Annotated in this window: 17 protein-coding genes; 9 read left to right on the plus strand and 8 right to left on the minus strand. The window is 72.8% G+C overall.

The genetic code is table 11. From position 1 onward, the window contains the following. The first annotated feature begins 17 nt into the window (after positions 1 to 17). The 3 genes from ACIO3R_RS01195 to ACIO3R_RS01205 all read left to right on the plus strand — a co-directional run bounded on the left by ACIO3R_RS01195 (position 18) and on the right by ACIO3R_RS01205 (position 5,775). Positions 18 to 1,085 carry a hypothetical protein gene (locus tag ACIO3R_RS01195; protein WP_385031741.1) on the plus strand — a complete coding sequence of 356 codons (1,068 nt, stop codon included), beginning with the start codon at positions 18 to 20 and terminating at the stop codon, positions 1,083 to 1,085. A gap of 183 nt (positions 1,086 to 1,268) precedes the next feature. After that, positions 1,269 to 4,580 carry a S8 family serine peptidase gene (locus ACIO3R_RS01200; RefSeq protein ID WP_402101995.1) on the plus strand — a complete coding sequence of 1,104 codons (3,312 nt, stop codon included), beginning with the start codon at positions 1,269 to 1,271 and terminating at the stop codon, positions 4,578 to 4,580. 166 nt (positions 4,581 to 4,746) lie between these two features. Beyond that, complete coding sequence (locus ACIO3R_RS01205; protein WP_402101997.1) at positions 4,747 to 5,775, plus strand: aspartate-semialdehyde dehydrogenase; 1,029 nt, start codon at positions 4,747 to 4,749, stop codon at positions 5,773 to 5,775. Between the two features lie 59 nt (positions 5,776 to 5,834). Here the strand turns inward: ACIO3R_RS01205 and ACIO3R_RS01210 are convergent, their stop codons facing one another. Beyond that, complete coding sequence (locus ACIO3R_RS01210) at positions 5,835 to 6,335, minus strand: DUF1203 domain-containing protein (RefSeq protein ID WP_402101999.1); 501 nt, start codon at positions 6,333 to 6,335, stop codon at positions 5,835 to 5,837. A 113-nt stretch (positions 6,336 to 6,448) separates the two neighbouring features. On the opposite strand from ACIO3R_RS01210, the gene pepN reads away from it, so the two are divergent. Continuing rightward, positions 6,449 to 9,025, plus strand: coding sequence for an aminopeptidase N (gene pepN / locus ACIO3R_RS01215; protein WP_402102002.1), 2,577 nt, complete (start codon positions 6,449 to 6,451; stop codon positions 9,023 to 9,025). Between the two features lie 81 nt (positions 9,026 to 9,106). On the opposite strand, the gene ACIO3R_RS01220 is transcribed toward pepN, so the two are convergent. The 6 genes from ACIO3R_RS01220 to ACIO3R_RS01245 form a co-directional block, all read right to left on the minus strand. Beyond that, positions 9,107 to 9,568, minus strand: a complete 462-nt coding sequence (locus tag ACIO3R_RS01220) for a hypothetical protein (protein WP_385031725.1) — start codon at positions 9,566 to 9,568, stop codon at positions 9,107 to 9,109. Positions 9,569 to 9,740: 172 nt separating this feature from the next. Continuing rightward, complete coding sequence (gene alc, locus ACIO3R_RS01225) at positions 9,741 to 10,901, minus strand: allantoicase (protein ID WP_402102006.1); 1,161 nt, start codon at positions 10,899 to 10,901, stop codon at positions 9,741 to 9,743. Positions 10,902 to 10,966: 65 nt separating this feature from the next. Next, positions 10,967 to 11,887 (minus strand): LysR substrate-binding domain-containing protein, encoded by a 921-nt coding sequence (locus ACIO3R_RS01230; protein ID WP_385031719.1) that lies wholly within the window; start codon positions 11,885 to 11,887, stop codon positions 10,967 to 10,969. Positions 11,888 to 12,123: 236 nt separating this feature from the next. After that, a complete protein-coding gene (locus ACIO3R_RS01235; RefSeq protein ID WP_363029758.1) occupies positions 12,124 to 12,336 on the minus strand; it encodes a hypothetical protein in 213 nt (70 codons plus the stop codon). Between the two features lie 38 nt (positions 12,337 to 12,374). Next, entirely contained in the window at positions 12,375 to 14,606 is a 2,232-nt protein-coding gene (malQ, locus tag ACIO3R_RS01240; protein ID WP_402102010.1) for a 4-alpha-glucanotransferase, read from the minus strand. Further along, positions 14,607 to 14,873 (minus strand): hypothetical protein, encoded by a 267-nt coding sequence (locus ACIO3R_RS01245; RefSeq protein WP_385031713.1) that lies wholly within the window; start codon positions 14,871 to 14,873, stop codon positions 14,607 to 14,609. 310 nt (positions 14,874 to 15,183) lie between these two features. On the opposite strand from ACIO3R_RS01245, the gene ACIO3R_RS01250 reads away from it, so the two are divergent. From ACIO3R_RS01250 to ACIO3R_RS01265, 4 genes are all read left to right on the plus strand, one after another. Continuing rightward, positions 15,184 to 18,183: a beta-N-acetylglucosaminidase domain-containing protein gene (locus tag ACIO3R_RS01250; RefSeq protein ID WP_402102013.1), complete on the plus strand. Its 3,000-nt coding sequence runs from the start codon at positions 15,184 to 15,186 to the stop codon at positions 18,181 to 18,183. 127 nt (positions 18,184 to 18,310) lie between these two features. Next, the gene (locus ACIO3R_RS01255; RefSeq protein ID WP_385031707.1) at positions 18,311 to 18,868 is read left to right on the plus strand and encodes a PadR family transcriptional regulator; all 558 of its coding nucleotides are present in this window, start codon (positions 18,311 to 18,313) and stop codon (positions 18,866 to 18,868) included. Beyond that, complete coding sequence (locus tag ACIO3R_RS01260) at positions 18,865 to 19,605, plus strand: ABC transporter ATP-binding protein (protein ID WP_385031704.1); 741 nt, start codon at positions 18,865 to 18,867, stop codon at positions 19,603 to 19,605. Before ACIO3R_RS01255 ends, ACIO3R_RS01260 begins: the two co-directional genes overlap by 4 nt. After that, the gene (locus ACIO3R_RS01265) at positions 19,595 to 20,932 is read left to right on the plus strand and encodes an FtsX-like permease family protein (RefSeq protein ID WP_385031701.1); all 1,338 of its coding nucleotides are present in this window, start codon (positions 19,595 to 19,597) and stop codon (positions 20,930 to 20,932) included. Before ACIO3R_RS01260 ends, ACIO3R_RS01265 begins: the two co-directional genes overlap by 11 nt. 53 nt (positions 20,933 to 20,985) lie before the next feature. On the opposite strand, the gene ACIO3R_RS01270 is transcribed toward ACIO3R_RS01265, so the two are convergent. Continuing rightward, positions 20,986 to 21,522, minus strand: a complete 537-nt coding sequence (locus ACIO3R_RS01270; protein ID WP_123471109.1) for an HNH endonuclease — start codon at positions 21,520 to 21,522, stop codon at positions 20,986 to 20,988. Between the two features lie 356 nt (positions 21,523 to 21,878). Here ACIO3R_RS01270 and ACIO3R_RS01275 point away from each other — a divergent pair, with 356 nt between their 5' ends. After that, entirely contained in the window at positions 21,879 to 22,946 is a 1,068-nt protein-coding gene (locus tag ACIO3R_RS01275) for a mechanosensitive ion channel family protein (RefSeq protein WP_402102021.1), read from the plus strand. The last annotated feature ends 158 nt before the right edge of the window (positions 22,947 to 23,104 follow it).

The following is a 23,104-nucleotide window of genomic DNA, read 5'->3' on the forward strand; positions in this document are numbered from 1 at the left end:
GCGGGATACCCCGGAGCATGACCCAGAACACCCCGCTCCCTCCCTGCCACCTCCGTACCACCTCCGATGTACGGCAACGCGTGCTGTCCGCCGCCCAGTTGAAGGACTGCGGCGTCTCCGCCGCGCAGGCCACCGGGCAGTGCCGTACCGGTGGCCCGTGGCAGCAGCCGCTGCCCGGTGTCTATGTGCTGCACCCGGGGCCGCTCACCGGCCCGGAGCGGCTGCGGTCCGCGCTGCTGCACGCGGGACGCCCGGCGGTCTCCGGCCGGCGGGCCGTGCCGGAGCGGACCGCCGGCACCGATCCCGCGTACGGCGAGGCGATGGTCACCGGGCTCGCCGCGCTCTCGCTGCACGGGTTCGCCGCGGCGCCGCCCGCCGTCTCCCTGGACCGGATCGACGTGCTGGTGCCGCGGGTCCGGCGGCTGCGGTCGGTCCGGTACGTCCGCCTGGTGCGGACGTCCGAGCTGCCGGAGCCCGAGCTGCTGGACGGGCTGCCGGTGGCCCCGGTGGCCCGCGCGCTGGCGGACGCGGTCGCCGGGCTCGCCGACGCGTTCGTCGTGCGCCGGCTGCTCACCGAGGCGGTCCGTGAAGGTCACTGCGAACCGGCCGTCGTGGTGGGTGAGCTGAACCGCGCCAAGGTCCTCGGCCGCCCCCAGGTGGTGAACGCGGTGGAGTCGCTGCTCGCCGAGAGCCGGGCGCTGGCGGAGGGCCGGCTGTACGACCTGGTGCGGGGGTACGAGCTCCCGGAACCGCTGTGGAACGTGGACCTGCGCCTGCCCGGCGGTCCGCATCTGGGCGGGGTCGACGCCTACTGGCCCGAGGAGGCGGTCGCCCTCGAACTGGACACCAGGGCCCCGCGGTACGGCCGGATCGGCGACGACCGCCGGCAGGAGGAGCACGACGCGGAGTGGGCCGGGTACGCCGCCCGGCGCGAGCACCTGGAACGGCTCGGGGTCACCGTCGTCCACCTCTCCCCGAGGAAGCTGCGCGACGCCCTGGAGCAGCAGGCGGTCGTGGTGCGGACGGCGCTGACGGCGGCGGCCGCCCGCGAGCCGGCCGCGCACGTGGTGATCCTGCCCCGGTGAGGTTCCCGGTGCGGGATCGCCACGTAACCACCGCTTCGTCCCGTGTGGCACTTCGGCACCGGTGGCGGAAGTCCGCCATGTTCACAACTTGCGCACCACAACTCTCCACAAACCCCTGTCATTTACGAAAGGGTGAGCGGTCATCCGGTACCGATTTCCGGACTTTCACTTTCACATACAGGGATGCTGATGACCTCCGAATCCCCCGGTTACATACCCGGAGCGAGACGCGCGGCCCGAGTGGCGGCCGCCGCCGGTCTGGTGGCCGCACTGGCCGCCACCGGTGTCGCCCCCGTCTTCGCCGCCGACGACCCGGCGACCGCCCCCGTCAAGGCCGCCGCCGGCAACGCCACGGCGGACAAGCTCGGCAGCGCCGACGCCGCCGTGCTCGCCAAGGCGCGGGCCAAGGGCGAGAAGAACATCACGATGATGGTCGCCACCGCCCCCGGTGCGACCGAGCAGGTCACCAAGCAACTGGACGCCGTCAAGGGCTCCGTGCTGGGACGTGCCTACGACAAGCTCGGGTACGTACGGGTGACCGTGCCGACCGCGAGCGCCGAGGCCACCATCAAGGCGGCGTCGAAGCTCAGCTCCGTCCACGGCATCGATCTCAAGCAGGAGATCATGCTGGACGACCCGACCCCCGCGGCCGACCGGGCGACCGGCACCAAGGCCAAGGCGAAGTCGACGGGCAGCTACGCGGCCCCGAACAAGAAGACTCCGGCGAAGAACCCGTACAACCCGTCGTTCGAGACGGGTGCGGTCGACTTCGTCAAGCAGCACCCGAAGGCCGACGGCCGGGGCATCACCATCGGCGTCCTGGACGCGGGCGTCGACCTCGGTCACCCCGCCCTCCAGAAGACCACCACCGGCGAGCGCAAGGTCACCGACTGGGTGACGGCCACCGACCCGGTCAGTGACGGCGACGGCACCTGGCTGCGGATGACGGACGCCGTGTCCGGCCCGACGTTCACCTACAAGGGCCGCACCTACTCCGCGCCCAAGGGCTCGTACCGGATCAGCCTGTTCGCCGAGGCCGCCACCAAGGGCGGCGACATGGCGGGCGACCTGAACCGCGACGGTGACACCACCGACGTGTGGGCCGTGCTGTACGACCCGGTCACCGGCACCACCCGGGTGGACCTGAACAACAACGCCGACTTCACCGACGACACCGTCCTGAAGCCGTACAAGGAGAAGCACCAGGTCTCCTACTTCGGCAAGGACGACCCGCGCACCGATGTCGTCGAGCGCATCCCGTTCGTCGTCGAGACCCGTAAGAGCGTCGTGTACAACGCCGCCGGGGACACCTCCGACTACGTCAGCATCGGTGTCATCGAGTCCGAGCACGGCACGCACGTCGCGGGCATCACCGCCGCGAACGGCCTGTTCGGCGGCAAGATGAACGGTGCCGCGCCCGGCGCGAAGATCGTCTCCTCGCGCGCCTGCACCTGGTCCGGCGGCTGCACCAACATCGCGCTCACCGAGGGCATGATCGACCTCGTCGTGAACCGCGGTGTCGATGTCGTCAACATGTCGATCGGCGGCCTGCCGCCGCTGAACGACGGCAACAACGCCCGCGCGGAGCTGTACAAGCGGCTCGTCGACATCTACGGCGTCCAGCTGGTCATCTCGGCCGGCAACGACGGTCCGGGCGTCAACACCATCGGTGACCCCGGCCTGGCCGACCACGTCATCTCGGTCGGCGCGTCCATCTCCAAGGAGACCTGGGCCGCCAACTACGGCTCCGGCGTCACCAAGAAGTACGACATGCTGCCGTTCTCCTCGCGCGGTCCGCGTGAGGACGGCGGCTTCACGCCGACGCTGACGGCGCCCGGTGCGTCGATCAACTCGACGCAGACCTGGCTGCCCGGTTCGCCGGTCGCCGAGGCGGGCTACTCGCTTCCGGCCGGTTACTCCATGCTCCAGGGCACGTCGATGGCCTCCCCGCAGGCCGCCGGCGCGACGGCGCTGCTGCTCTCCGCCGCGAAGCAGAAGCACATCGAGCTGCCCCCGGCCGATCTGCGCACCGCGCTGACCAGCACCGCCACCCAGATCAAGGGAGTGCCCGCGCACGCCCAGGGTGCCGGTCTGATCGACATCATCGCCGCCTGGAAGCAGATCCAGAAGAAGGGCGCCCCGGCGCACGAGTACACGGTCAAGGCGCCGGTCGACACCGCGATCGACTTCGCGCTGAAGACCCCGGGCTTCGGCACCGGTCTGTACGACCGCGAGGGCGGCCTCAAGGCCGGCCAGAAGAAGTCGTACGACGTCACGGTCACCCGCACCACGGGCCCGGACAAGAACGTCAAGCACAAGCTGTCGTGGAAGTACAACGACGGCACCTTCAAGCTGACCGGCGACAAGACCGTCTCGCTGCCGCTCGGCAAGCCGGTGACGGTCAAGGTCCAGGCGAAGCCGGGCAGCGCGGGCGTGCACAGCGCGATCCTCCAGCTCGACGACGCGAAGACCTCCGGGGTGGACCAGCAGATCCTCACCACGGTCGTCGTCGCCAAGGACCTGGTGAAGCCGGGTTACGCGTTCAAGGCGTCCGGTTCGGTGCAGCGCAACAGCACCACGTCGTACTTCGTGAACGTGCCGGAGGGCGCCAAGACCCTTGAGGTCGCGATGAGCGCCCTGCGCTCGGGCAGCCAGACCCGCTTCATCTCCATCCACCCGTACGGGGTCGCGGTGGAGGACAGCGGGACGCCGTTCTGCTACCCGAACTACGAGAACCCGGCCAACACCTGCCGCCCCGACGTGCGCTCGTACGCCGACCCGCAGGCCGGTGTCTGGGAGATCGAGGTCGAGGCCCGGCGTACGTCGCCGCTGCTGGACAACCCGTACAAGCTGGACGTCTCGCTGCTCGGGGTGTCCTTCGACCCGGCCGTGCAGACCATCGCCGAGGCGAAGATCGGCACCCCGGCCGCGGTGGACTGGACCGTCACCAACAACGCGGGTCCCCTGGAGGGCAAGCTCAAGGGCGGCTCGCTGGGCTCGGCCGACGTCCAGCGTCCGTCGATCTCCACGGGTGGCGAGTACACCCAGGAGGTCACCATCGGTGAGGGCGTCGAGAAGCTGGACGTCGCCATCGGCTCCACCACGGACGCCAACGCCGACCTCGACCTGTACGTCTACAAGGGTGCCGCCCAGGTGGGCTCCTCCACCACGGCCGGCTCCGAGGAGTCGGTCAGTCTGGTGAAGCCCGCGGCCGGCACGTACACGGTCGTCGTCGAGGGCTACGACGTCCCCGCCGGGACCACCGAGTTCGCCTACCGCGACGTGTACTACTCGCCGTCGCTCGGCAGGATCTCCGTCGACGAGTCGAAGGCCGTGAACCTGGCCGCCGGCGCATCCGCGCAGGTCGGTGCCGAGGTCGCGGTCGCCGGGGCGGCCCCCGAGGGCCGGCAGTTCTTCGGCGAGGTCCAGCTGGTGAACGCGCGGGGCACCGCCGCGGGCACCGGCAGCGTCGTGATCGAGAAGGTCGCGCCGTAACCGCCATGTGATCCGTACGACAGTGGGGCGGGTGCTCACCGAGCGCCCGCCCCACTGCGCTGTGCGCGCGCTGTCCGCTCCCCGGACAATGGATTGGACAAGGGAGCCGTGGACATACGCATCATGGAGCGGCAACCGTGCCGTTCGTACGCTTGAAGGAGTTCCTGTGAAGGTCGGAATCGTCGGCGCCACCGGTCAGGTCGGCACAGTCATGCGCAGGATCCTGGCCGAGCGGAAGTTCCCGGCCGACGAGCTGCGGCTGTTCGCCTCCGCGCGCTCCGCGGGCTCCACGATCGAGTGGCAGGGCCGGAACATCACCGTCGAGGACGCCTCGGCGGCCGACTACAGCGGCCTGGACATCGTGCTGTTCTCGGCCGGTGGCGCGACGTCGAAGGCGCTCGCCGAGAAGGTCGCCGCCCAGGGTGCCGTCGTGATCGACAACTCCTCCGCCTGGCGCAAGGACCCCCTGGTCCCGCTGGTCGTCTCCGAGGTCAACCCGCACGCGATCGCGGACCGCCCCAAGGGCATCATCGCCAACCCGAACTGCACCACGATGGCCGCCATGCCGGTGCTGCGCCCGCTGCACGACGAGGCCGGCCTGGAGGCGCTGACCGTCGCCACGTACCAGGCGGTGTCCGGCTCGGGTCTGGCCGGCGTCGCCGAGCTGCACGGCCAGGTGTCCAAGGTCGTCGCCGAGGCCGACAGGCTCACCCACGACGGCGGCGCCGTCGACTTCCCCGAGCCGGACGTCTACAAGCGTCCGATCGCCTTCAACGTGCTGCCGCTGGCCGGCGCGATCGTCGACGACGGCTCCTTCGAGACGGACGAGGAGCAGAAGCTCCGCAACGAGTCCCGCAAGATCCTGGAGATCCCGGAACTGAAGGTGTCCGGCACCTGTGTCCGGGTCCCGGTCTTCTCCGGCCACTCCCTCCAGATCAACGCCCGGTTCGCGCGTCCGATCGGCGTGGAGCGCGCGTACGCGCTGCTGAAGGACGCCCCGGGCGTCGAGATCTCGGAGATCCCCACCCCGCTCCAGGCGGCCGGCCAGGACGCGTCCTTCGTCGGGCGGATCAGGGCCGACGAGACCGTCGAGCACGGTCTCGCGCTGTTCGTCTCCAACGACAACCTGCGCAAGGGCGCCGCGCTGAACGCGGTGCAGATCGCGGAGCTGGTCGCGGCGGAGCTCGCGGGCTGAGAGACCAAGCCCCTCCGGCGATTGAGGAGCCATCCCCGGGCCCTGGCCCCGGGGATGGCTCAGCCGCGCCGCACCTCGAAGTGCAGGCAGCCGTACTCCACCGCCCTGACGTGCACCAACGCCACCTCAGGATCCGCGAACGCCTCCCCGAAGGCCTCGTCGAAGCCCCGCTCCTCGTCCGCCGGAATCTGAAGCAGCCGGCCGCCCACGATGTGCCCGTCCCCGTTGTAGCGCCGCACCGTCCGCAGCGCCCCCGCCCGCGAGAACGGGTAACCGGTCCGCCCTGCGTCCGGACCCGCGCACTCCTCGGCGTGGATGAAGACCGGGCCCTGCTCGTCGTACGCCCCCGGCTTCGCCCAGGCCGCGGCCGCCCAGCGGCGCAGCGGCGCGTAGGAGACGAGCGCGATGCGCTCCCCCGCCTCGCCGCCCCGCAGGCAGCAGCGCAGCGGGCTGCCCGCGTCCGTGGCGGTGTACGGGACGCAGGGGCGTCCCGCGTCGTCGGTCTGCCGGAGTTCCTTGAGCGCGTCCGGGTCGATCGCGCGTGCCTGGTAACTGGTCATACGCCGAGGATGGCCCGTCCCACCCGTGCGGTCCGGCGGAAAACGGACATCGCCCTGGGTGCGGGTCACGTGGAAGGATGACCGGAAACATCACATACCAAGGAGATGACCGCGTGCCTGGCACGAATCTGACCCGCGAAGAGGCACAGGAGCGGGCGCGCCTGCTGACCGTGGACGCGTACGAGATCGATCTCGACCTCTCCGGAGCGCAGGAGGGCGGGACCTACAGGTCCGTCACCACCGTGCGCTTCGACTCCGCCGAAGCCGGTGCGGAGACCTTCATCGACCTGGTCGCCCCGGCCGTGCACGAGGTCGAGCTGAACGGTAAGGCCCTCGATGTCGCCGCCGTGTTCCGCGAGTCGCGGATCACGCTGCCGCACCTGGCGGCGGGCTCCAACGAGCTGCGGGTCGTCGCCGACTGCTCGTACACCAACACGGGCGAGGGGCTGCACCGGTTCGTCGACCCGGTCGACCAGCAGGCGTACCTCTACACCCAGTTCGAGGTGCCGGACGCGCGCCGGGTCTTCGCGAGCTTCGAACAGCCCGACCTCAAGGCGACGTTCCGGTTCACCGTGAAGGCCCCGTCCGGCTGGACCGTGATCTCCAACTCCCCGACGCCGGAGCCCAGGGACGACGTCTGGTCCTTCGAGCCGACGCCGCGGGTCTCCACGTACATCACCGCGCTGATCGCCGGCCCGTACCACTCGGTGCACAGCAGCTACGAGAAGGACGGCCAGTCCGTCCCGCTGGGCATCTACTGCCGCCCGTCGCTCGCGGAGTACCTCGACGCCGACGCGATCTTCGACGTGACCCGGATGGGCTTCGACTGGTTCCAGGAGAAGTTCGACTACGCGTACCCCTTCGCCAAGTACGACCAGCTGTTCGTCCCGGAGTTCAACGCGGGTGCGATGGAGAACGCGGGCGCGGTCACCATCCGCGACCAGTACGTGTTCCGCTCCAAGGTCACGGACGCGGCGTACGAGACGCGGGCCGAGACGATTCTGCACGAGCTGGCCCACATGTGGTTCGGCGACCTCGTCACCATGGAGTGGTGGAACGACCTGTGGCTGAACGAGTCGTTCGCCACCTACACCTCGGTCGCCTGCCTGGCGTACGCCGAGGGCTCGCGGTGGCCGCACTCCTGGACCACGTTCGCCAACTCGGAGAAGACCTGGGCGTACCGGCAGGACCAGCTGCCCTCGACGCACCCGATCATGGCCGACATCCGTGACCTGGACGACGTCCTGGTCAACTTCGACGGCATCACGTACGCCAAGGGCGCCTCGGTCCTGAAGCAGCTGGTGGCGTACGTCGGCCAGGACGAGTTCTTCAAGGGTGTCCAGGCCTACTTCAAGGCGCACGCCTTCGGCAACACCCAGCTCTCCGACCTGCTGGGCGCGCTGGAGAAGACCTCCGGCCGCGATCTGCGGGCCTGGTCCACGGCGTGGCTGGAGACGGCCGGCATCAACATCCTGCGCCCGGAGATCGAGACGGACGGCGACGGCCGTGTCACCTCATTCGCCGTGCTCCAGGAGGCGCCCGCCCTGCCCGCGGGGGCGAAGGGCGAGCCGACGCTGCGGCCGCACCGGATCGCCATCGGGTGCTACGACCTGGACGAGGCCGGGAAGCTGGTCCGGACGGACCGGATCGAGCTGGACGTCGACGGGGAGCGCACCACCGTGCCGTTCCCGGCCGGCGCCGCCCGTCCCGCCGTGATCCTGCTCAACGACGACGACCTGTCGTACGCGAAGGTCCGGCTCGACGAGGAGTCGCTGCGGGTCGTCACCGAGCACCTGGGCGACTTCACCGAGTCCCTCCCGCGCGCCCTGTGCTGGTCCGCCGCCTGGGACATGACCCGGGACGGCGAGCTGGCCACCCGGGACTACCTGTCGCTCGTGCTGTCCGGTGTCAGCAAGGAGTCGGACATCGGCGTCGTCCAGTCGCTGCACCGCCAGGCGAAGATGGCGCTCGACCTGTACGCGGCGCCGGAGTGGCGCGAGGCGGGGCTGACCCAGTGGACCGAGGCGACGCTCGCGCACCTGCGCGCGGCGGAGCCGGGCAGCGACCACCAGCTGGCCTGGGCCCGTGCCTTCGCGGCCACGGCCCGCAACCCCCAGCAGCTCGATCTGCTCCAGTCGCTGCTCGACGGCACCGAGGCGATCGAGGGCCTGGCCGTCGACACCGAGCTGCGCTGGGCCTTCGTCCAGCGGCTGGCCGCGACGGGGCTGCTCGACGAGGACGAGATCGCCGCCGAGTACGAGCGCGACCGGACGGCGGCGGGCGAGCGCCACGCGGCGTCCGCCCGCGCGGCGCGTCCCTCCGAGGAGGCGAAGGCGGAGGCGTGGGCCTCGGTCGTCGAGTCCGACAAGCTGCCGAACTCCCTCCAGGAGGCGGTCATCAGCGGCTTCGTCCAGACCGACCAGCACGAGCTGCTGGCACCGTACGCGGAGAGGTTCTTCAGCGCGGTGAAGGACGTCTGGGGCTCGCGCAGCCACGAGATGGCCCAGCAGATCGCCGTCGGTCTGTACCCGTCGCTCCAGGTCTCGCAGGAGACCCTGGACGCCACGGACGCCTGGCTGGCCTCCGCCGAGCCGAGCGCGGCCCTGCGCCGGCTGATGTCGGAGTCCCGTTCCGGTGTGGAGCGGGCGCTGAAGGCCCGCGCGGCCGACGCGGCGGCGGCCACCGCGTAACCGCTCGCCACACACGTGAGGGGCGCCTCCTTCGGGAGGCGCCCCTTCGCGTTCGGGCCCCGGTGCGGGCCGGCTGCCGGATCACTCCGGCCGCGGCGCCAGGACGAGCGGCAGGATCCCGCCCGACCGGGCCTTGGCCACGACCTGTTCGGCCGGCATCCCGGCGGGTGCCGTCAGCACGGCGGTGATGTCCGTGGCCCGTGCGTACGTACCGGGGCCGACCTGTGCGCTCACCCGCAGGAGCCGCAGCGCCTCCGGATCGGCCGCCGACCGTTCGGGGAACCGGTCCGCGGCAGCGTCCAGCCCCTTCAGCACGACGGGGTACGCGACGATGTCCACGGTCAGCAGCCCGCCCTCCAGCCGGCGCTCGGCCCAGCCGTCGGTCCGGACGAAGTAGAGGCAGCCGTCGCCCTCGTGCCCGTGCAGTCCGAGCCTCGCTACGGCGTCCTCGTCCGCGGCCCTTCCCTCGGCGACGATCACGACGGGCGTCACGGAGTCCGGATCGTCCGGATTCAGTCCGGTGCACAGTACGAGCTCTGCCATCTGTCATCCCCACGGGAGCGAAGCAACGGGACCGGTCGTGGGCAGACTAGTCCGTCCTCCGAGGCCTGCCCCGGGCGTCCCCCGCGGCCGTCCGGGGCGTGGAGACCCGCCCGGCGGGCAGGCGCCGCGGCGCAGCCGTCCGCCGGGCGGGAACCGGGGGTGCCGGGCGGAACTACGCGCCCGACGCCTCGTAGCGGGCGGCGAGTTCGGCGGTGCCGGACTCCGTCAGCGAGCCGTGCAGGCGCATCCGCGCCACGCCGCCGTCGGGGAAGGCGTCGAGGCGGACGTGGGTGACCACGGCCTGGGCGCGGAGCGGGAAGCGGTGCGGGGTGTCGGGCTGGAGCCGGGTGCGGGGGATGATCTCGAACCACTCGCCCGTCTCGCCGTTGCGGCCCTGGAGGGCGATCCAGCCGGCCGCGTTCCCCTTGAGGTAGGCCGTGTCGATCTCGATGGCGCGGACCGCGCCCTGGGCGGGCAGCCGGAAGCGCACCCAGTCGTTGGTGTCGCGGACCCGGCGGCGGCGGTTCTCCCAGCCGTCGTCCATCTTGCGGGAGGTGCCGGGCAGGATGATCTGGGTCGGCGAGGAGTAGAAGCGGTCGGAGGCGTCCTCGTAGCTGCCGCCGTTCAGGACCGAGATCAGGTCGAAGGTGCCGAGTGCCGCGAGCCAGGACGGGTCCGGGACGACCTCGCCGTGCACGCGGAGGCGGGCGATGCCGCCGTCGGGGTGCTGGCAGAGGCGGAGGTGGGTGTAGCGGCGGCCGCCGGTGATCTCGAAGCCGTTGGCGGCGTGGCCGCGTACGGGGGTCGGCGGGACGATCTCGTCCCATGTGACGTCGTCGGCGAGGAGTGCCTCGGGGCCGGGCGAGCCCTGGACCGAGGTGGCCTGGACCGAGACGCGCTGCGGGTAGTTGCCGCGGAAGTGAGCGGTGTCGACGACGAGCCCGCGGATGATGCCGGGGGCGCCGAGGCGGATCAGGGCCCAGTCGTGCTCGTCGGGGGCCGGGAAGGGATGGGCGGCGTCCGCGCCGCGGCGGCGGCGGGTCTCCCAGCCGTCCATGATCTTGCCCTTGTGGCCGAAGTGCTCGGGGTCGAAGACCGCCCGCTCCCTGAGCAGGAGGTTCTCGCGCTGGGCGAAGAACTCGTCGTTGGCGGCGATCACGCCCGCGCCGAGGCGCCGGTCGGCGAGGTCGACCAGTTCGGTGAAGGGGAGCGCTGTGGTGCGGTAGTCGGCGTACGGGTCGCCGCCGCCGTACGGGGCCGCGTCATTGGCATGGGGGTCGTCGGCATGGGCGTCGTTGTCCAGGGCGGGGGTCTCGCTCGCGTCGAAGGTCATGTGCCCCACTGTCGTACAGACTCATCCATCAGGTCCATCGAAAGTTTTCGCACACTTCTTTCAGCTCAGCTGAACGATTCCTCGCGTACGGCGCTGACCTCCTTGAGCGCGGCCAGGACCCGGGCCACCGCCGGGCCCGCCTCGGCCCCCTGCCGCACCGCCGCCACGACATGGCGGCGGGGCAGGTCGGCGTCGAGGACGCGCAGGACCACACCCTGGCGGCGTTCCGCCGACGCCATGCGGGGGATCAGCGCGACGCCCATGCCGGCCTCCACCATGGCCAGGATCGCGGTCCATCCGGAGGCGCTGTGGGCCTGCTCGGGGACGAACCCGGCGGCCTCGCAGGCGGCGGTGGTGATCTCCGACCACGGTCCGGAGCCGCCGAAGATCCAGGGCTCGGCGGCGAGGTCGGCCAGCCGGAGCCCGGGGGCGCCGGCGAGCCGGTGCCCGACGGGGAGGGCGACGTCGAGCGGGTCGGCGAGCAGTGGCCGCAGGGCGAACCGGGTGTCGCGCACCGTCGGGGCGTGCGCGGCGAGCGAGAGCGCGAGGTCGACGTCACCGGCCGCGAGGAGTTCGTACGCCTCCGCGGCCTCCGCCTCCCGCACCCGCACCTCGGGCCCCGGCCGGCCGTCGGCGCGCAGCAGTTGGACCGCCGGTACGACGAGGGCGGGCACGGCGGTCGAGAACGCCCCGACCCGCACCTCCCCCGCCTCACCGCGCAGATAGCCGGTCAGCTCGGCGTCGGCGCGTTCGAGCTGGGCGAAGACCACTTCCGCGTGGCGGAGTACGAGGTGGGCGGCGTCGGTGAGCCGGACCCGCCTGCCCTGCGCCTCCAGCAGCGGCACACCGAGCTGCCGGCCCAGGTTCGACAGCTGCTGGGACACCGCGGAGGGGGTCATCAGCAGCGCCTCGGCCGTCGCCGTGACGGTCCCGCGCTCGCTCAGCACCCGCAGAATGCGGAGCTTCTTGATGTCCCACTCGGTCATGTCCGCACATTAGCCGCCGTCCGGGCGCGAGGTGCGGGGCCGGGGACCCGTCGCGTCACGCCGGGAGAGCGTTCCGGTCCGTCGAATACTTCCGATGATCCTCTGAAGCAGAAGCCGACGAGGGGCGGGTGGCCGGCGCACCGACGCGGACAGGGCGTCCCGATGTGCTCGCGCACGTCGGGACGCCCTGGGACGGACCGGGAGCTGCGCGGCCCTGCGCGCCGCGCAGCCGGGTGTCAGGCCTGCTTCTTGGACTTGTCGAGGACCATGACCAGACCGGCGATGACCCCGAACAGCACCAGGGGTGCCACGACGAACAGGCCGATCGTGTCGATCACGCTCAGGCCCGGACCGGGGTCGTCGCCGTCGTCGCGGGTGAGCGCGAGCGCGGGGGACGTCATGAGCAGCATCATCAGCGTCGTTCCGGCGGCGACCGCGCCGGCGCGCATAGCGTTCTTCTTGTCCACGGTGCAAACGTAGCGAACGGCTACGAGGGCCGCGCGCCCGGGGGTGCCGTACGGGCCCCCGGGGGCTCCTGACGGGGGTGGAGGACCTCCATCAGCCGGTGCAGCCGGGGCGAGGCGGCAAGCTCCTCCAGGGTGACCGGGTGGCCCTCCGCATCGGCGACGGGCAGCCGCCAGTTGGGGTACTCGTCCCAGGTGCCCGGCAGGTTCTGCGGGCGGCGGTCGCCGATCGTGTCGGGCAGCCAGACCCCGGTCATCCGGGCGGGGGTGCGCAGCAGGAAGCGGTGGACGGCGCGGACGGCCGCCTCCTCGTCGCCGCCGCCCTCCGGGAGCAGGCCGAGCCGGGAGAGCAGCCGGAGCCACTCCGCGGTGTCGGCGCCGTCCTCGGTGCGCTCCTGGTCGAGCGGGCGGGTCAGCAGGCCGAGGCGGTGGCGCAGCGTCACGTGGTCACCGGTCAGCCGGGCCGCGGTGGAGGGCAGATCGTGGGTGGTGGCGGTCGCCAGGCAGCCCTCGCGCCACTTCTCGGGGGCCAGCGGGCGGCCGGTGCCCGACCAGTCCCGCTCGAACCAGAGCACGGAGGTGCCGAGGACGCCGCGGCGGGCGAGCGCCTCGCGGACGCCGGGTTCGACGGTGCCGAGGTCCTCCCCCATGACGACGGCGCCCGCGCGGTGGGCCTCCAGGACGAGGACGGCGAGCATCGCCTCCGCGTCCTGGCTGACATAGGTGCCCTCATCGGGCGGGCGCCCCTCGGGCACCCACCAGAGGCGGAACAGGCCCATGACGTGGTCGATGCGCAGGGCGCCGGCCCGGCCGAGGATCCCGCGCAGCAGACCGCGGAACGGGGCGTAGCCGGACGCGGCGAGGGCGTCGGGGCGCCAGGGCGGCAGCCCCCAGTCCTGGCCGCGTGCGTTGAAGGCGTCCGGGGGCGCGCCGACGGACATGCCGTGCGCGAAGGCGTCCTGCTGGGCCCAGGTGTCGGCGCCGCCGGGGTGCACGCCGACGGCGAGGTCGTGGACGATCCCGACGGCCATCCCGGCGTCCCGGGCGGCCCGCTGGGCGTCGGCGAGCTGAGTGTCGGTCAGCCAGGCGAGCCGGCAGTGGAAGTCGACCCGGTCGAGCAGTTCGCCGCGGGCGCGGGCGGTCTCCCGGGAGCGGGGGTCGCGCAGGCCCGCCGGCCAGGTGTGCCAGTCGGAGCCGTGCACCTCCGCGAGGGCGCACCACAGGGCGTGGTCCTCCAGGGCCTGTCCCTGTTCCGCGAGGAAGTCGCAGTAGGCGGCGCGGCGGCCGGGCGTGAGGGGGACGTCGACGAGGACGGCGAGGGCCTGCCGCTTGAGCTCCCAGACGGCGTCGCGGTCAATGAGGGCGCCCTTGTTCAGGACTCCGTCGCTGAGCTCCGCGGCCCTGCGGCGCAGGGCGTCCAGTGCGGCCCGGTCGGGCGCGTGCCCGTACTCGGGGACGGACTCGACGCGCAGGTGCACGGGGTCGGGGAAGCGCCGTGAGGACGGACGGTAGGGCGACGGGTCGGTGGGGCTGCCCAGGACCGCCGCGTGCAGCGGGTTGACCTGGACAAAGCCGGCGCCGAGGCACCGCCCGGACCAGGAGGCGAGATCGGCGAGGTCACCGAGATCACCCATGCCCCAGGAGCGGGCGGAGAGCAGCGAGTAGAGCTGTACCAGGAAGCCGTGGCTGCGGGCGGGCGGCTGCGGGACGCGGGCCGGGGCGACGACGAGCGTGCAGGACTCGGCCGGCCGCTCCGGCGCCCGGACGGTCAGCCGGTGCACGCCGAGCGGGGGTTCGGCCCACCAGCCGGGCGCGGGCACGGGGTCCGTCGCACCGGGCACCGGGCCGGGCACTGAGCCGGGCACTGAGCCGGGTGCCGTATCCCGTGCCGAGCCGCCCGCTGGGCCGGAAACGGCCGGATCCGTATCCCCGTCGGGGGTCCGCATCGGGGGCGGCGGCGGTGAACCGGCCTCCTCGGGCCGGACGGTCAGCTCCGTGCCGGGCGGCAGAGCGGCCAGGGCCGCGGGCAGTGGCTCGCCCGTCCACACGACCACGGTGGGCGGGAGCAGCCGGGAGCCGGCCGCGGACTCGGCGGCGGCGAGCGCCTCCCGTACCGCCTCCGGCGTGGCGGCGTCGACACCGAGCGCGGCGAGCACCGCGACGACCGTGCCGTCGGGGACGGGCACCGTGACGTCGGCGGACGGGGAGTAGGAGGTGGCGACGCCGTGCAGTGCGGCGAGCCGGGACAAGCCCATTCAGACTCCTGGGGACTCCATGCCCCACGCGCTGCCGGAGGTGGCCGGCTCGCTGGTCAGCGGGGCGAGAACGGCGAGCGGGGGCTCGCTGGTCAGTGGCGTGGCGTCGGCGAGCGGGGGCTCACTGGTCAGAGGTATGGCGTCGGCCAGCGGGGCCTCGCTGGTGAGCGGGCCGGGGGTGGTGGCGGGGCACGCGCTGATCAGCGGGGCGGGCCCCGGCACCGGTTTGGTCAGGGCGGAGAGCAGGAGCTGCGCGGCAGCGGGCATGGTGGCCTCCTGGCCGTCGAGAGCAGGACACAGCAGGCCTACCCAGCGGACGCGTCCGCAGACGTAGACGTTATGACAACGAGTTCAACGTGCTCTGGGTCACAATCCGTTCCCCGGGGGCCGATTCCCCGTAAGACGTCCGCTGTTTTAGGCCATTCGGCGTCATCTTTCGCGTGACACGACGTCAGGCGCACCCGTCCCACCCCATCCGCCACATCGGGCATTTGCACCACAACGACCACGCGCATTGACACCCTCGCGCGCGGGTGGTGGGCTCGGAGCCCACCGGTGGGAGCGAGGGAGAACGGGCATGCAGCTCAGGCGCAGGAAGCAGGCGGCAGCGGTCGCCGTGGCCGTGCTCGGCGGGCTGCTCTCCGCGGGAGCCCCGGCCGCCCTCGCCGCCCCCCAGGTACCCGGTCACCCCGCCGCCAGCACCCCCGACCGCACGGACGACGGCGCGCTGCCCACCGTGTGGCCCCGGCCGCAGAGCATCAAGGCGTCCGGCGCCTCGGTCCCCCTCTCCGGCGAGGTCACCCTCCTCGTCGGCGCGCAGGCCGACCCGTACGCCGTCACCGCGCTCCGTGAGGTCCTGCGCGCCGCGGGAGTGCGGACCGTCCACGAAGCCCTGCCGGGCCGCGGGCCCGTCATCAGGCTCGGCGGCGACGGGGCCCTGGACGCGCTGCGCACGCTGCGCGCCCCCGACCGTGACGATCTCCCGGCCGGCGGCTACCGGATCGCGGCCGGCCCGGTCGCGGGCCGGGACACCGTCGCCGTGGACGGCCTCGGCGACGACGGGCTGTTCCACGCGGTGCAGACGCTGCGTCAGCTGATCCGGGGCGGCAGCGTCGCCGGGGCCACCGTCCGGGACTGGCCGTCCAGCGCCGTGCGCGGGATGACCGAGGGGTTCTACGGGCAGCCCTGGACGCAGGAGGAACGGCTCTCCCAGCTCGGCTTCATGGGGCGCACCAAGCAGAACCGGTATCTGTACGCGGCGGGCGACGACCCCTACCGGACGACCCGCTGGCGCGATCCGTACCCCGCGGAGCGGCGCGCCGACTTCCGCGCGCTGGCCGAACGGGCCGCCGCGGAGCACGTGACGCTCGGCTGGGCCGTGGCACCCGGCCAGTCGATGTGCCTGTCCTCGGACCGCGACGTGAAGGCGCTGACGAAGAAGATCGACGCGATGTGGGCGCTGGGGGTGCGGGTCTTCCAGGTGCAGTTCCAGGACGTCAGCTACAGCGAATGGCACTGCTCGGCCGACGCCGACACCTTCGGTGACGGTCCGGAGGCGGCGGCCAGGGCGCAGGCCCGCGTCGTGAGCAGCGTGGCCCAGCACCTCGCGGACCGTCATCCGGGCGCGCAGCCGCTGTCGATGATGCCGACGGAGTTCTACCAGGACGGGGCGACCGCCTACCGCACGGCGCTCGCCAAGGAGCTCGACGACCGGGTGCAGGTCGCCTGGACCGGCGTCGGGGTCGTGCCGAGGACCATCACCGGCGGCGAGCTGGCCGGCGCGCGCGCCACGTTCCGCCATCCGCTGGTCACGATGGACAACTACCCGGTCAACGACTACGCGCAGGACCGGATCTTCCTCGGTCCGTACACCGGCCGCGATCCGGCGGTCGCCATCGGCTCCGCGGCGCTGCTGGCCAACGCGATGGAGCAGCCGTCCGCCTCCCGGATCCCGCTGTTCACCGCCGCCGACTTCGCCTGGAACCCGAAGGGGTACCAGCCGCAGGAGTCCTGGCAGGCGGCCATCGACGACCTCGCGGGCGGGGACACCGGCAGCCGGGACGCGCTGCGCGCCCTGGCCGGCAACAGCGCGGCCTCCGTGCTGGGCGGTGCCGAATCGGCGTATCTGCGGCCGCTGCTCGACTCGTTCTGGAAGTCCCGGGCGGGGACGGACGCCGCGGCGCGCGACAAGGCGGCGGACCGGCTGCGGTCCGCGTTCACCGTGATGCGCGAGACCCCGCAGCGGCTGGCCGGACTGGCGGACGGGCGGCTCGACGACGAAGTGCGCCCGTGGACGGAACAGTTGTCCCGGTACGGCAGGGCGGGTGAGCTGGCCGTCGATCTGCTCCAGGCCCAGGCACGCGGTGACGGGGCGGCCGCCTGGCAGGCGTCGCTGGCCCTGGAGCCGGTGCGCAGGGCCGTGAAGGCGGGCGGCGCGACGGTCGGCAAGGGGGTGCTCGGCCCGTTCCTGGACCGGGCGCGCAAGGAGGCCGACACCTGGACCGGGACGAACCGCGACAACGGCACGGTGACCGAGGCGCAGGGCAGCTACACGGTGCGGCTGAACCGGGCGCGTCCGCTGGAGGCCGTCACCGCGACGGCCGTCCCGGGCGACGGCGCCACCGCGGCGGACGCGACGGTCCAGGCCCATGTCCCCGGTGAGGGCTGGCACAGCCTCGGCGCCCTGTCTGCGAGCGGCTGGACCCAGACGGGAGGGCGGGGCCTGCGGGCCGACGCGGTCCGGATCAGCTGGCCGACCGCCGTCCCGTCGGTCACCGGTGCGCCGCCCCTGATCATCCCGCCGCTCGCGGGCGCGGCCCCGTCCGCCGGAACGGCGCCCCGGGTGCGCTCGCTGGTGCCGTGGTTCGGCGACGAGCCCGCCGCCCGGCTCGACCTCGCGCACGGGGAGACGGACGCCGAGATCGGCGGCGAGCCGCAGCGGGTCGAGGCACGGCTCTCCGCCGGCCGTCCGGCCGAGGTACGGGGCGCGCTCACCGCGAAGGCCCCCAAGGGCATCAAGGTGCGGGTGCCCAAGGAGACGACCGTCCAGCGCGGCTCCCGCACCGACGTGCCCGTGGAGATCACCGTCCCCGCGGACACCCCGGCGGGCGAGTACCAGGTGCCGTTCTCCTTCGGCGCGGAGGAGACCACCCTCACCGTCCGGGCCTTCCCGCGCACCGCGGGCCCCGATCTGCTGCGCACGGCCACCGCGTCCTCGTCGGGCGACGAGACGGCGGACTTCCCCGCGTCCGCCGCGTCGGACGGCGACCCGGAGACCCGCTGGTCCTCACCGGCCGAGGACGGCGCCTGGTGGCAGGCCGAACTGCCCGCGCCGGTCCGGCTCGGGCAGGTGGTGCTGGACTGGCAGGACGCGTACGCCTCCCGCTACCGCGTACAGGTCTCCGCGGACGGCCGCACCTGGCGCACGGCGGCCACCGTCCGGGAGGGCAGGGGCGGGCACGAGTCGCTCCGGATGGACGCGAAGGACACCCGGTTCATCAGGGTCCAGGGCGACGGGCGGGCCACCGAGTACGGCTACTCGCTCTGGTCGGTCCAGGCGTACGCCGTGGCGGAGTAGCGACACCGGTCCGGTGCCGCTTCCGTAGGCCCCCGAAGGGGGAAGTCCGCCCTTTCCGCGCTCTCCCCCACCACTTCCCGCACTTCGCTATTCACTCAGTACATATACCGAGTATATAGTCGCGTCCATGAGTATCCGCCACGTCCTCCTCGGGCTGCTTGCCGGGGACTCCAGCCATGGCTACGAACTGAAAGGGCGGTACGACGAACTCTTCCCGCAGGCCCGCCCCCTGGCGTACGCGCAGGTCTACACGACCCTGCAACGCCTGGTGCGGGACGGTCTGGCCGCGGTCGAGGGCACCGATTCCGACGGCGGCCCCGAGCGCACCCTCTACCGCTCCACGGACGAAGGCGCACGCGAACTCGCCCGATGGGCCGGCGAGATCGCGCCGCCCGCGCCCTTCGTGACGAACGAGATCTTCGCCAAGGTCGTCACCTCGATCCTCGTCGCGGCGGCCGCCGGCGGTGACCGCACCACGGACGCGGCCGCCTACCTCCGGGCCCAGCGCGCCGCGCACATGGCGCGGATGCACGAACTGACCCAGCTCAAGACCACGCCCGGGGCCGGCCTCAGCACGGTCCTCTCGGCCGACTACGCCCTGAACCATCTGGACGCCGACGTGCGGTGGATGGCCACCACGGCGACCCGTCTCGCCACCCTGACCACGGAGGTCCAGCCCTTATGAGAACGCAAGCCGATCAGCACACCCAGTCATCGCCGCCGCTGATCACCGCCACCGGCCTGACGAAACGGTACGGGCGGACGGAGGCGCTGCGCGGCGCCTCCGTCGACCTCCACGCCGGCGAGATCCTCGCCGTCACCGGTGCCAGCGGCAGCGGGAAGTCCACGCTGCTGCACTGCCTCGCGGGCATCGTCCGCCCCGACGAGGGGGCGGTCACCTACGGAGACGAGCAACTCGGCCTGCTGCCCGAGGCGCGCCTCAGCGAGCTGCGGCGTACCGACTTCGGCATGGTGTTCCAGTTCGGGCAGCTGATCCCCGAACTCACCGCGCTCGACAACGTGGCCCTGCCCCTCCTGCTCGCCGGATCCGGGCGCGCCGAGGCGCAGCGGCGCGCGGACTCCTGGCTGGAGCGCTTCGGCGTACGGGGGCAGGCCGACCTGCGGCCGGGCGAGCTGAGCGGCGGGCAGAGCCAACGGATCGCACTGGCAAGGGCCTTGGTCACCGGGCCGAAGGCCGTCTTCGCGGACGAGCCGACGGGCGCGCTCGACTCCCTCGCCGGCGAACAGGTGATGACCGCTCTGGTGCACGCCTCCCGCGAGTCCGGCACCGCGGTGCTGCTCATCACGCACGACGCCCAGATCGCGGCGTACGCGGACCGGGAGGTGTGGCTGCGTGACGGGGCCGTCCACTCCGGCGCTACGCGGTTCACCGTCCAGGAGGCGGCCTGCCATGAGAACTGACGCACGCATCGCCTGGACCCTGATCCGTGGTTCGGACCGCCGTGAGTGGTGGCGGATCGCGCTCACCGCGATCGGCGCACTGCTCGCCACCGGCCTGGCTCTCGCGGCGGTCACGGTGTCCGCGGTCTCGGGGCAGGTGTCCATCGGGTTCGGACACGGCCTGCTGAACCAGCCCGGTCAGCGCACCGGTGTGGTGGCCACGCTCCTGCTCCTGCTCGTCCCCGTGTTCGGCTTCCTGGGCCAGTGCGCCCGGATCGGCGCCGTCCACCGGGACCGGCGGACGGCGGCGCTGCGGCTCGCCGGGGCGTCACCCCGGCAGGTGCGGCGCATCGCCGCTCTGGAATCCGGGCCGGCGTGCCTGGCGGGTGTCCTCGCCGGCTTCGCCGTGTTCGCCGCGGTCCTCGCGGGCTCCGGCCGCACGCCGCCGCCCCCGGCCTGGGCCGGCTTCGCGGTGGTCGTGCTCGGCATACCGGTGGTCGCCGCGCTGGTGAGCGGGTTCGCGCTGCGCAAGGTGATCGCCGCGCCGCTCGGCCGGTTGCGCCGGGTGCGGTCGGAGCCCGACCGGCGGACGGCGTTCGCGCTCCTGCTTCCGGGGATCGTGCTCGCCGCGGCGGCCCTCCTCCTCTCGGACAACGGCTCCGGCGCCAACCCGTTCCCGCCGCTGGTGATCTCCCTGGTGCTCCTCACCTCGGCGGGCGCGCTCTGGGCGGCCGGGGCCTCGGCCGCCTTCATGGGCCGCCGTCTGGCGGCCGGCGCGAGGAGTCCCGCGGTACTGATCGCCGCCGGCCGCCTGCGGGAGGACCCGTGGGCGGCCGTGCGTACCCACTCCGCGTTGCTGCTGGTGACCGTCGTCGGAACGGGCTTCGTGGGAGTGCGGGAGGTCATGCTCGCCGTTCTGCGCGTGCGGGGCGGCTACGCACCGGTGGACCTCGACTTCTACACCACCGGTCTCGACCTCACCGGGGCAGCCGTCCTGGTGGCCCTCTTCGTCGGCCTCTGCGGTCTGGCCGTGGGCGCCGCGGAGTCCCTCGCCACCCGCCGCCGGGGGCTCGCCGCCCAGGCCGCGGCAGGGGTGCCGCGAGCGGTGCTGACCAGGGCGCTGCTCCTGGAGACCGCGCTCCCGCTGGCCCCGGCGATGCTGCTGGCGGGTACCGGCGGCATGACGGTGCACCTCGCGTACTCCGCACTCGTCGCCCCGGGCAGCTTTCCGTCGATGCTCCCGCTCCTGGTGCCCGTGGGGGTGTACGCCGCCTGCCTGCTGGCCGCCGCGACGTCACTGCCGCTGCTGCGGCGCATGGCGAACCCCGCGGAGCTGCGCTTCACGTAGGGCCGCGCGGTGGTGCGCGCAGGCACCCTCCCGGACCACGAGGGGCCGGGGGCTCAGGCGGAGATGCCATCGATCCGGGCCATCGCGTCGTCCGCTCCGAACGGTTGCAGATAGGGCAGCCAGCGCGGGTCGCGGTGGCCCGTGCCGATGATCCGCCAGGCGAGCCCGGTCGGCGGGGCGGGCGGCTGGTGGAGCCGCCAGCCGAGCTCCGGCAGGTGCCGGTCGGCCTTGACGTGGTTGCAGCGGCGGCAGGCCGCCACCACGTTCTCCCAGGCGTGCTGTCCGCCGCGGCTGCGCGGAATGACGTGGTCGACGCTGGTCGCGGCGGCGCCGCAGTACATGCAGCGCCCGCCGTCCCTGGCGAAGAGCGCCCGGCGGGTCAGCGGGACGGGGCCCCGGTAGGGAACGCGCACGAACCGCTTCAGGCGGACGACGCTGGGTGCCGGGACGGCACGGGTGGCACTGTGCATGAAGGCGCCGGACTCCTCGAGGCAGATGGCCTTGTTCTCCAGGACGAGGACGAGCGCGCGGCGGAGCGGTACGACGCCGAGCGGCTCGTACGACGCATTGAGAACCAGGACATGCGGCACGGTTGATGCCTCCTTGTACGCCGGCGACGCGTGGCTCGCGCCGGGACGATCTGATTTCAGTCTCCCCTCTGGCCTGGTCGAAGCGCCACCACGTCCGGGTAACGGGCCGGGAGGATTTTCCTCCCGGCCCGTGCCGTCCGAACGACGGGAACGGGCCGGAACAGGCCCTTCGGGGGCCCTGCCGCCGGGGCCCCGCGCCCGATGTGCGATCGGCCACACGCGGGCTGCCGGCCTGGTCCTTTACCTGCTCCATATCCCCGGGTGAGACGCGTCTCTCCCGGGGATCACGACAACGGAGCACGCCGGATGCCCCGTTAGTGTGGTTGGTCAGCGCTCGCCCAACTGGAGGTTTCACCGTGTCCCTGTCCGCCCTGTTGGCAGCGGCCCAGTCGCCCGAGCCCGGTGGCTCGCTGGACGAAGCCGCGAAGCAGGCAGGCAACGCCGCGGGCTGGGTGGAGCAGAACTGGTCCACCTGGCTGAACACCGGTCTGCGGATCGTGCTCATCGCCGCCATCGCGATCGTGTTGCGCACAGCGGTCCGCCGTGCCCTGACCAAGCTCATCGAACGCATGAACCGCAGCGCGCAGGCGGTGGAGGGCACCGCGCTGGGCGGTCTGCTGGTCAACGCGGAGCGCCGCCGCCAGCGCTCGGAGGCGATCGGTTCGGTACTCCGTTCGGTGGCCTCGTTCCTGATCCTCGGCACTGCGGCCCTGATGATCCTGGGCGCGTTCCAGATCAATCTGGCCCCGCTGCTGGCCTCCGCCGGGGTCGCCGGGGTGGCGCTCGGCTTCGGTGCGCGCAATCTGGTCACCGACTTCCTCTCCGGCGTCTTCATGATCCTGGAGGACCAGTACGGCGTCGGCGACACCATCGACGCGGGCGTCGCCTCCGGCGAGGTCATCGAGGTCGGTCTGCGGGTCACCAAGCTGCGCGGCGACAACGGCGCGATCTGGTACGTCCGCAACGGCGAGGTGAAACGGATCGGCAACCTCAGCCAGGGCTGGTCCACCGCGGGCGTCGATGTGCAGGTGCGCCCCACGGAGGACCTCGAACAGGTCGGTACGGTCATCACGGAGGCCGCCCAGCAGATGGCCAAGGAGGACCCGTGGACCGAGCGCCTGTGGGGTCCGGTGGAGATCCTGGGCCTGGACAGCGTGCTGCTGGACTCGATGACCGTCCAGGTGACCGCCAAGACGATGCCGGGCAAGGCCCTGGGCGTGGAGCGCGAGCTGCGCTGGCGGATCAAGCGCGCCTTCGACGAGGCGGGCATCCGCCTGGTCGGCGGCGTCCCGGCCCCGCCCGACGAGCCCTCGGCCGCCGACCCGACGGCCGCCATGGCCGCCCCCTCGGCGTACGCCTCCGCCACCTCGCCCCAGTCCCTGGCGGCGACCCCGATCGTCCCGCCGCCGAACATATCCAAGTAGCCGGCGACCGTACGCCGTACGGGTGAGGGGCGTCCCGCGAGGTCTGCGGGGCGCCCCTCACCCGTTCCCGGCCGACCGGCCCGCCTGCGATGGATCCGGGCCAACTCGGTTCACCGACCGCCCTGTTGGGAATGCACTCCGACAGGGCACCCGCGGGG

Origin of the sequence: Streptomyces sp. NPDC087428 (genome assembly GCF_044744085.1) — a bacterium.
GTDB lineage: Bacteria > Actinomycetota > Actinomycetes > Streptomycetales > Streptomycetaceae > Streptomyces.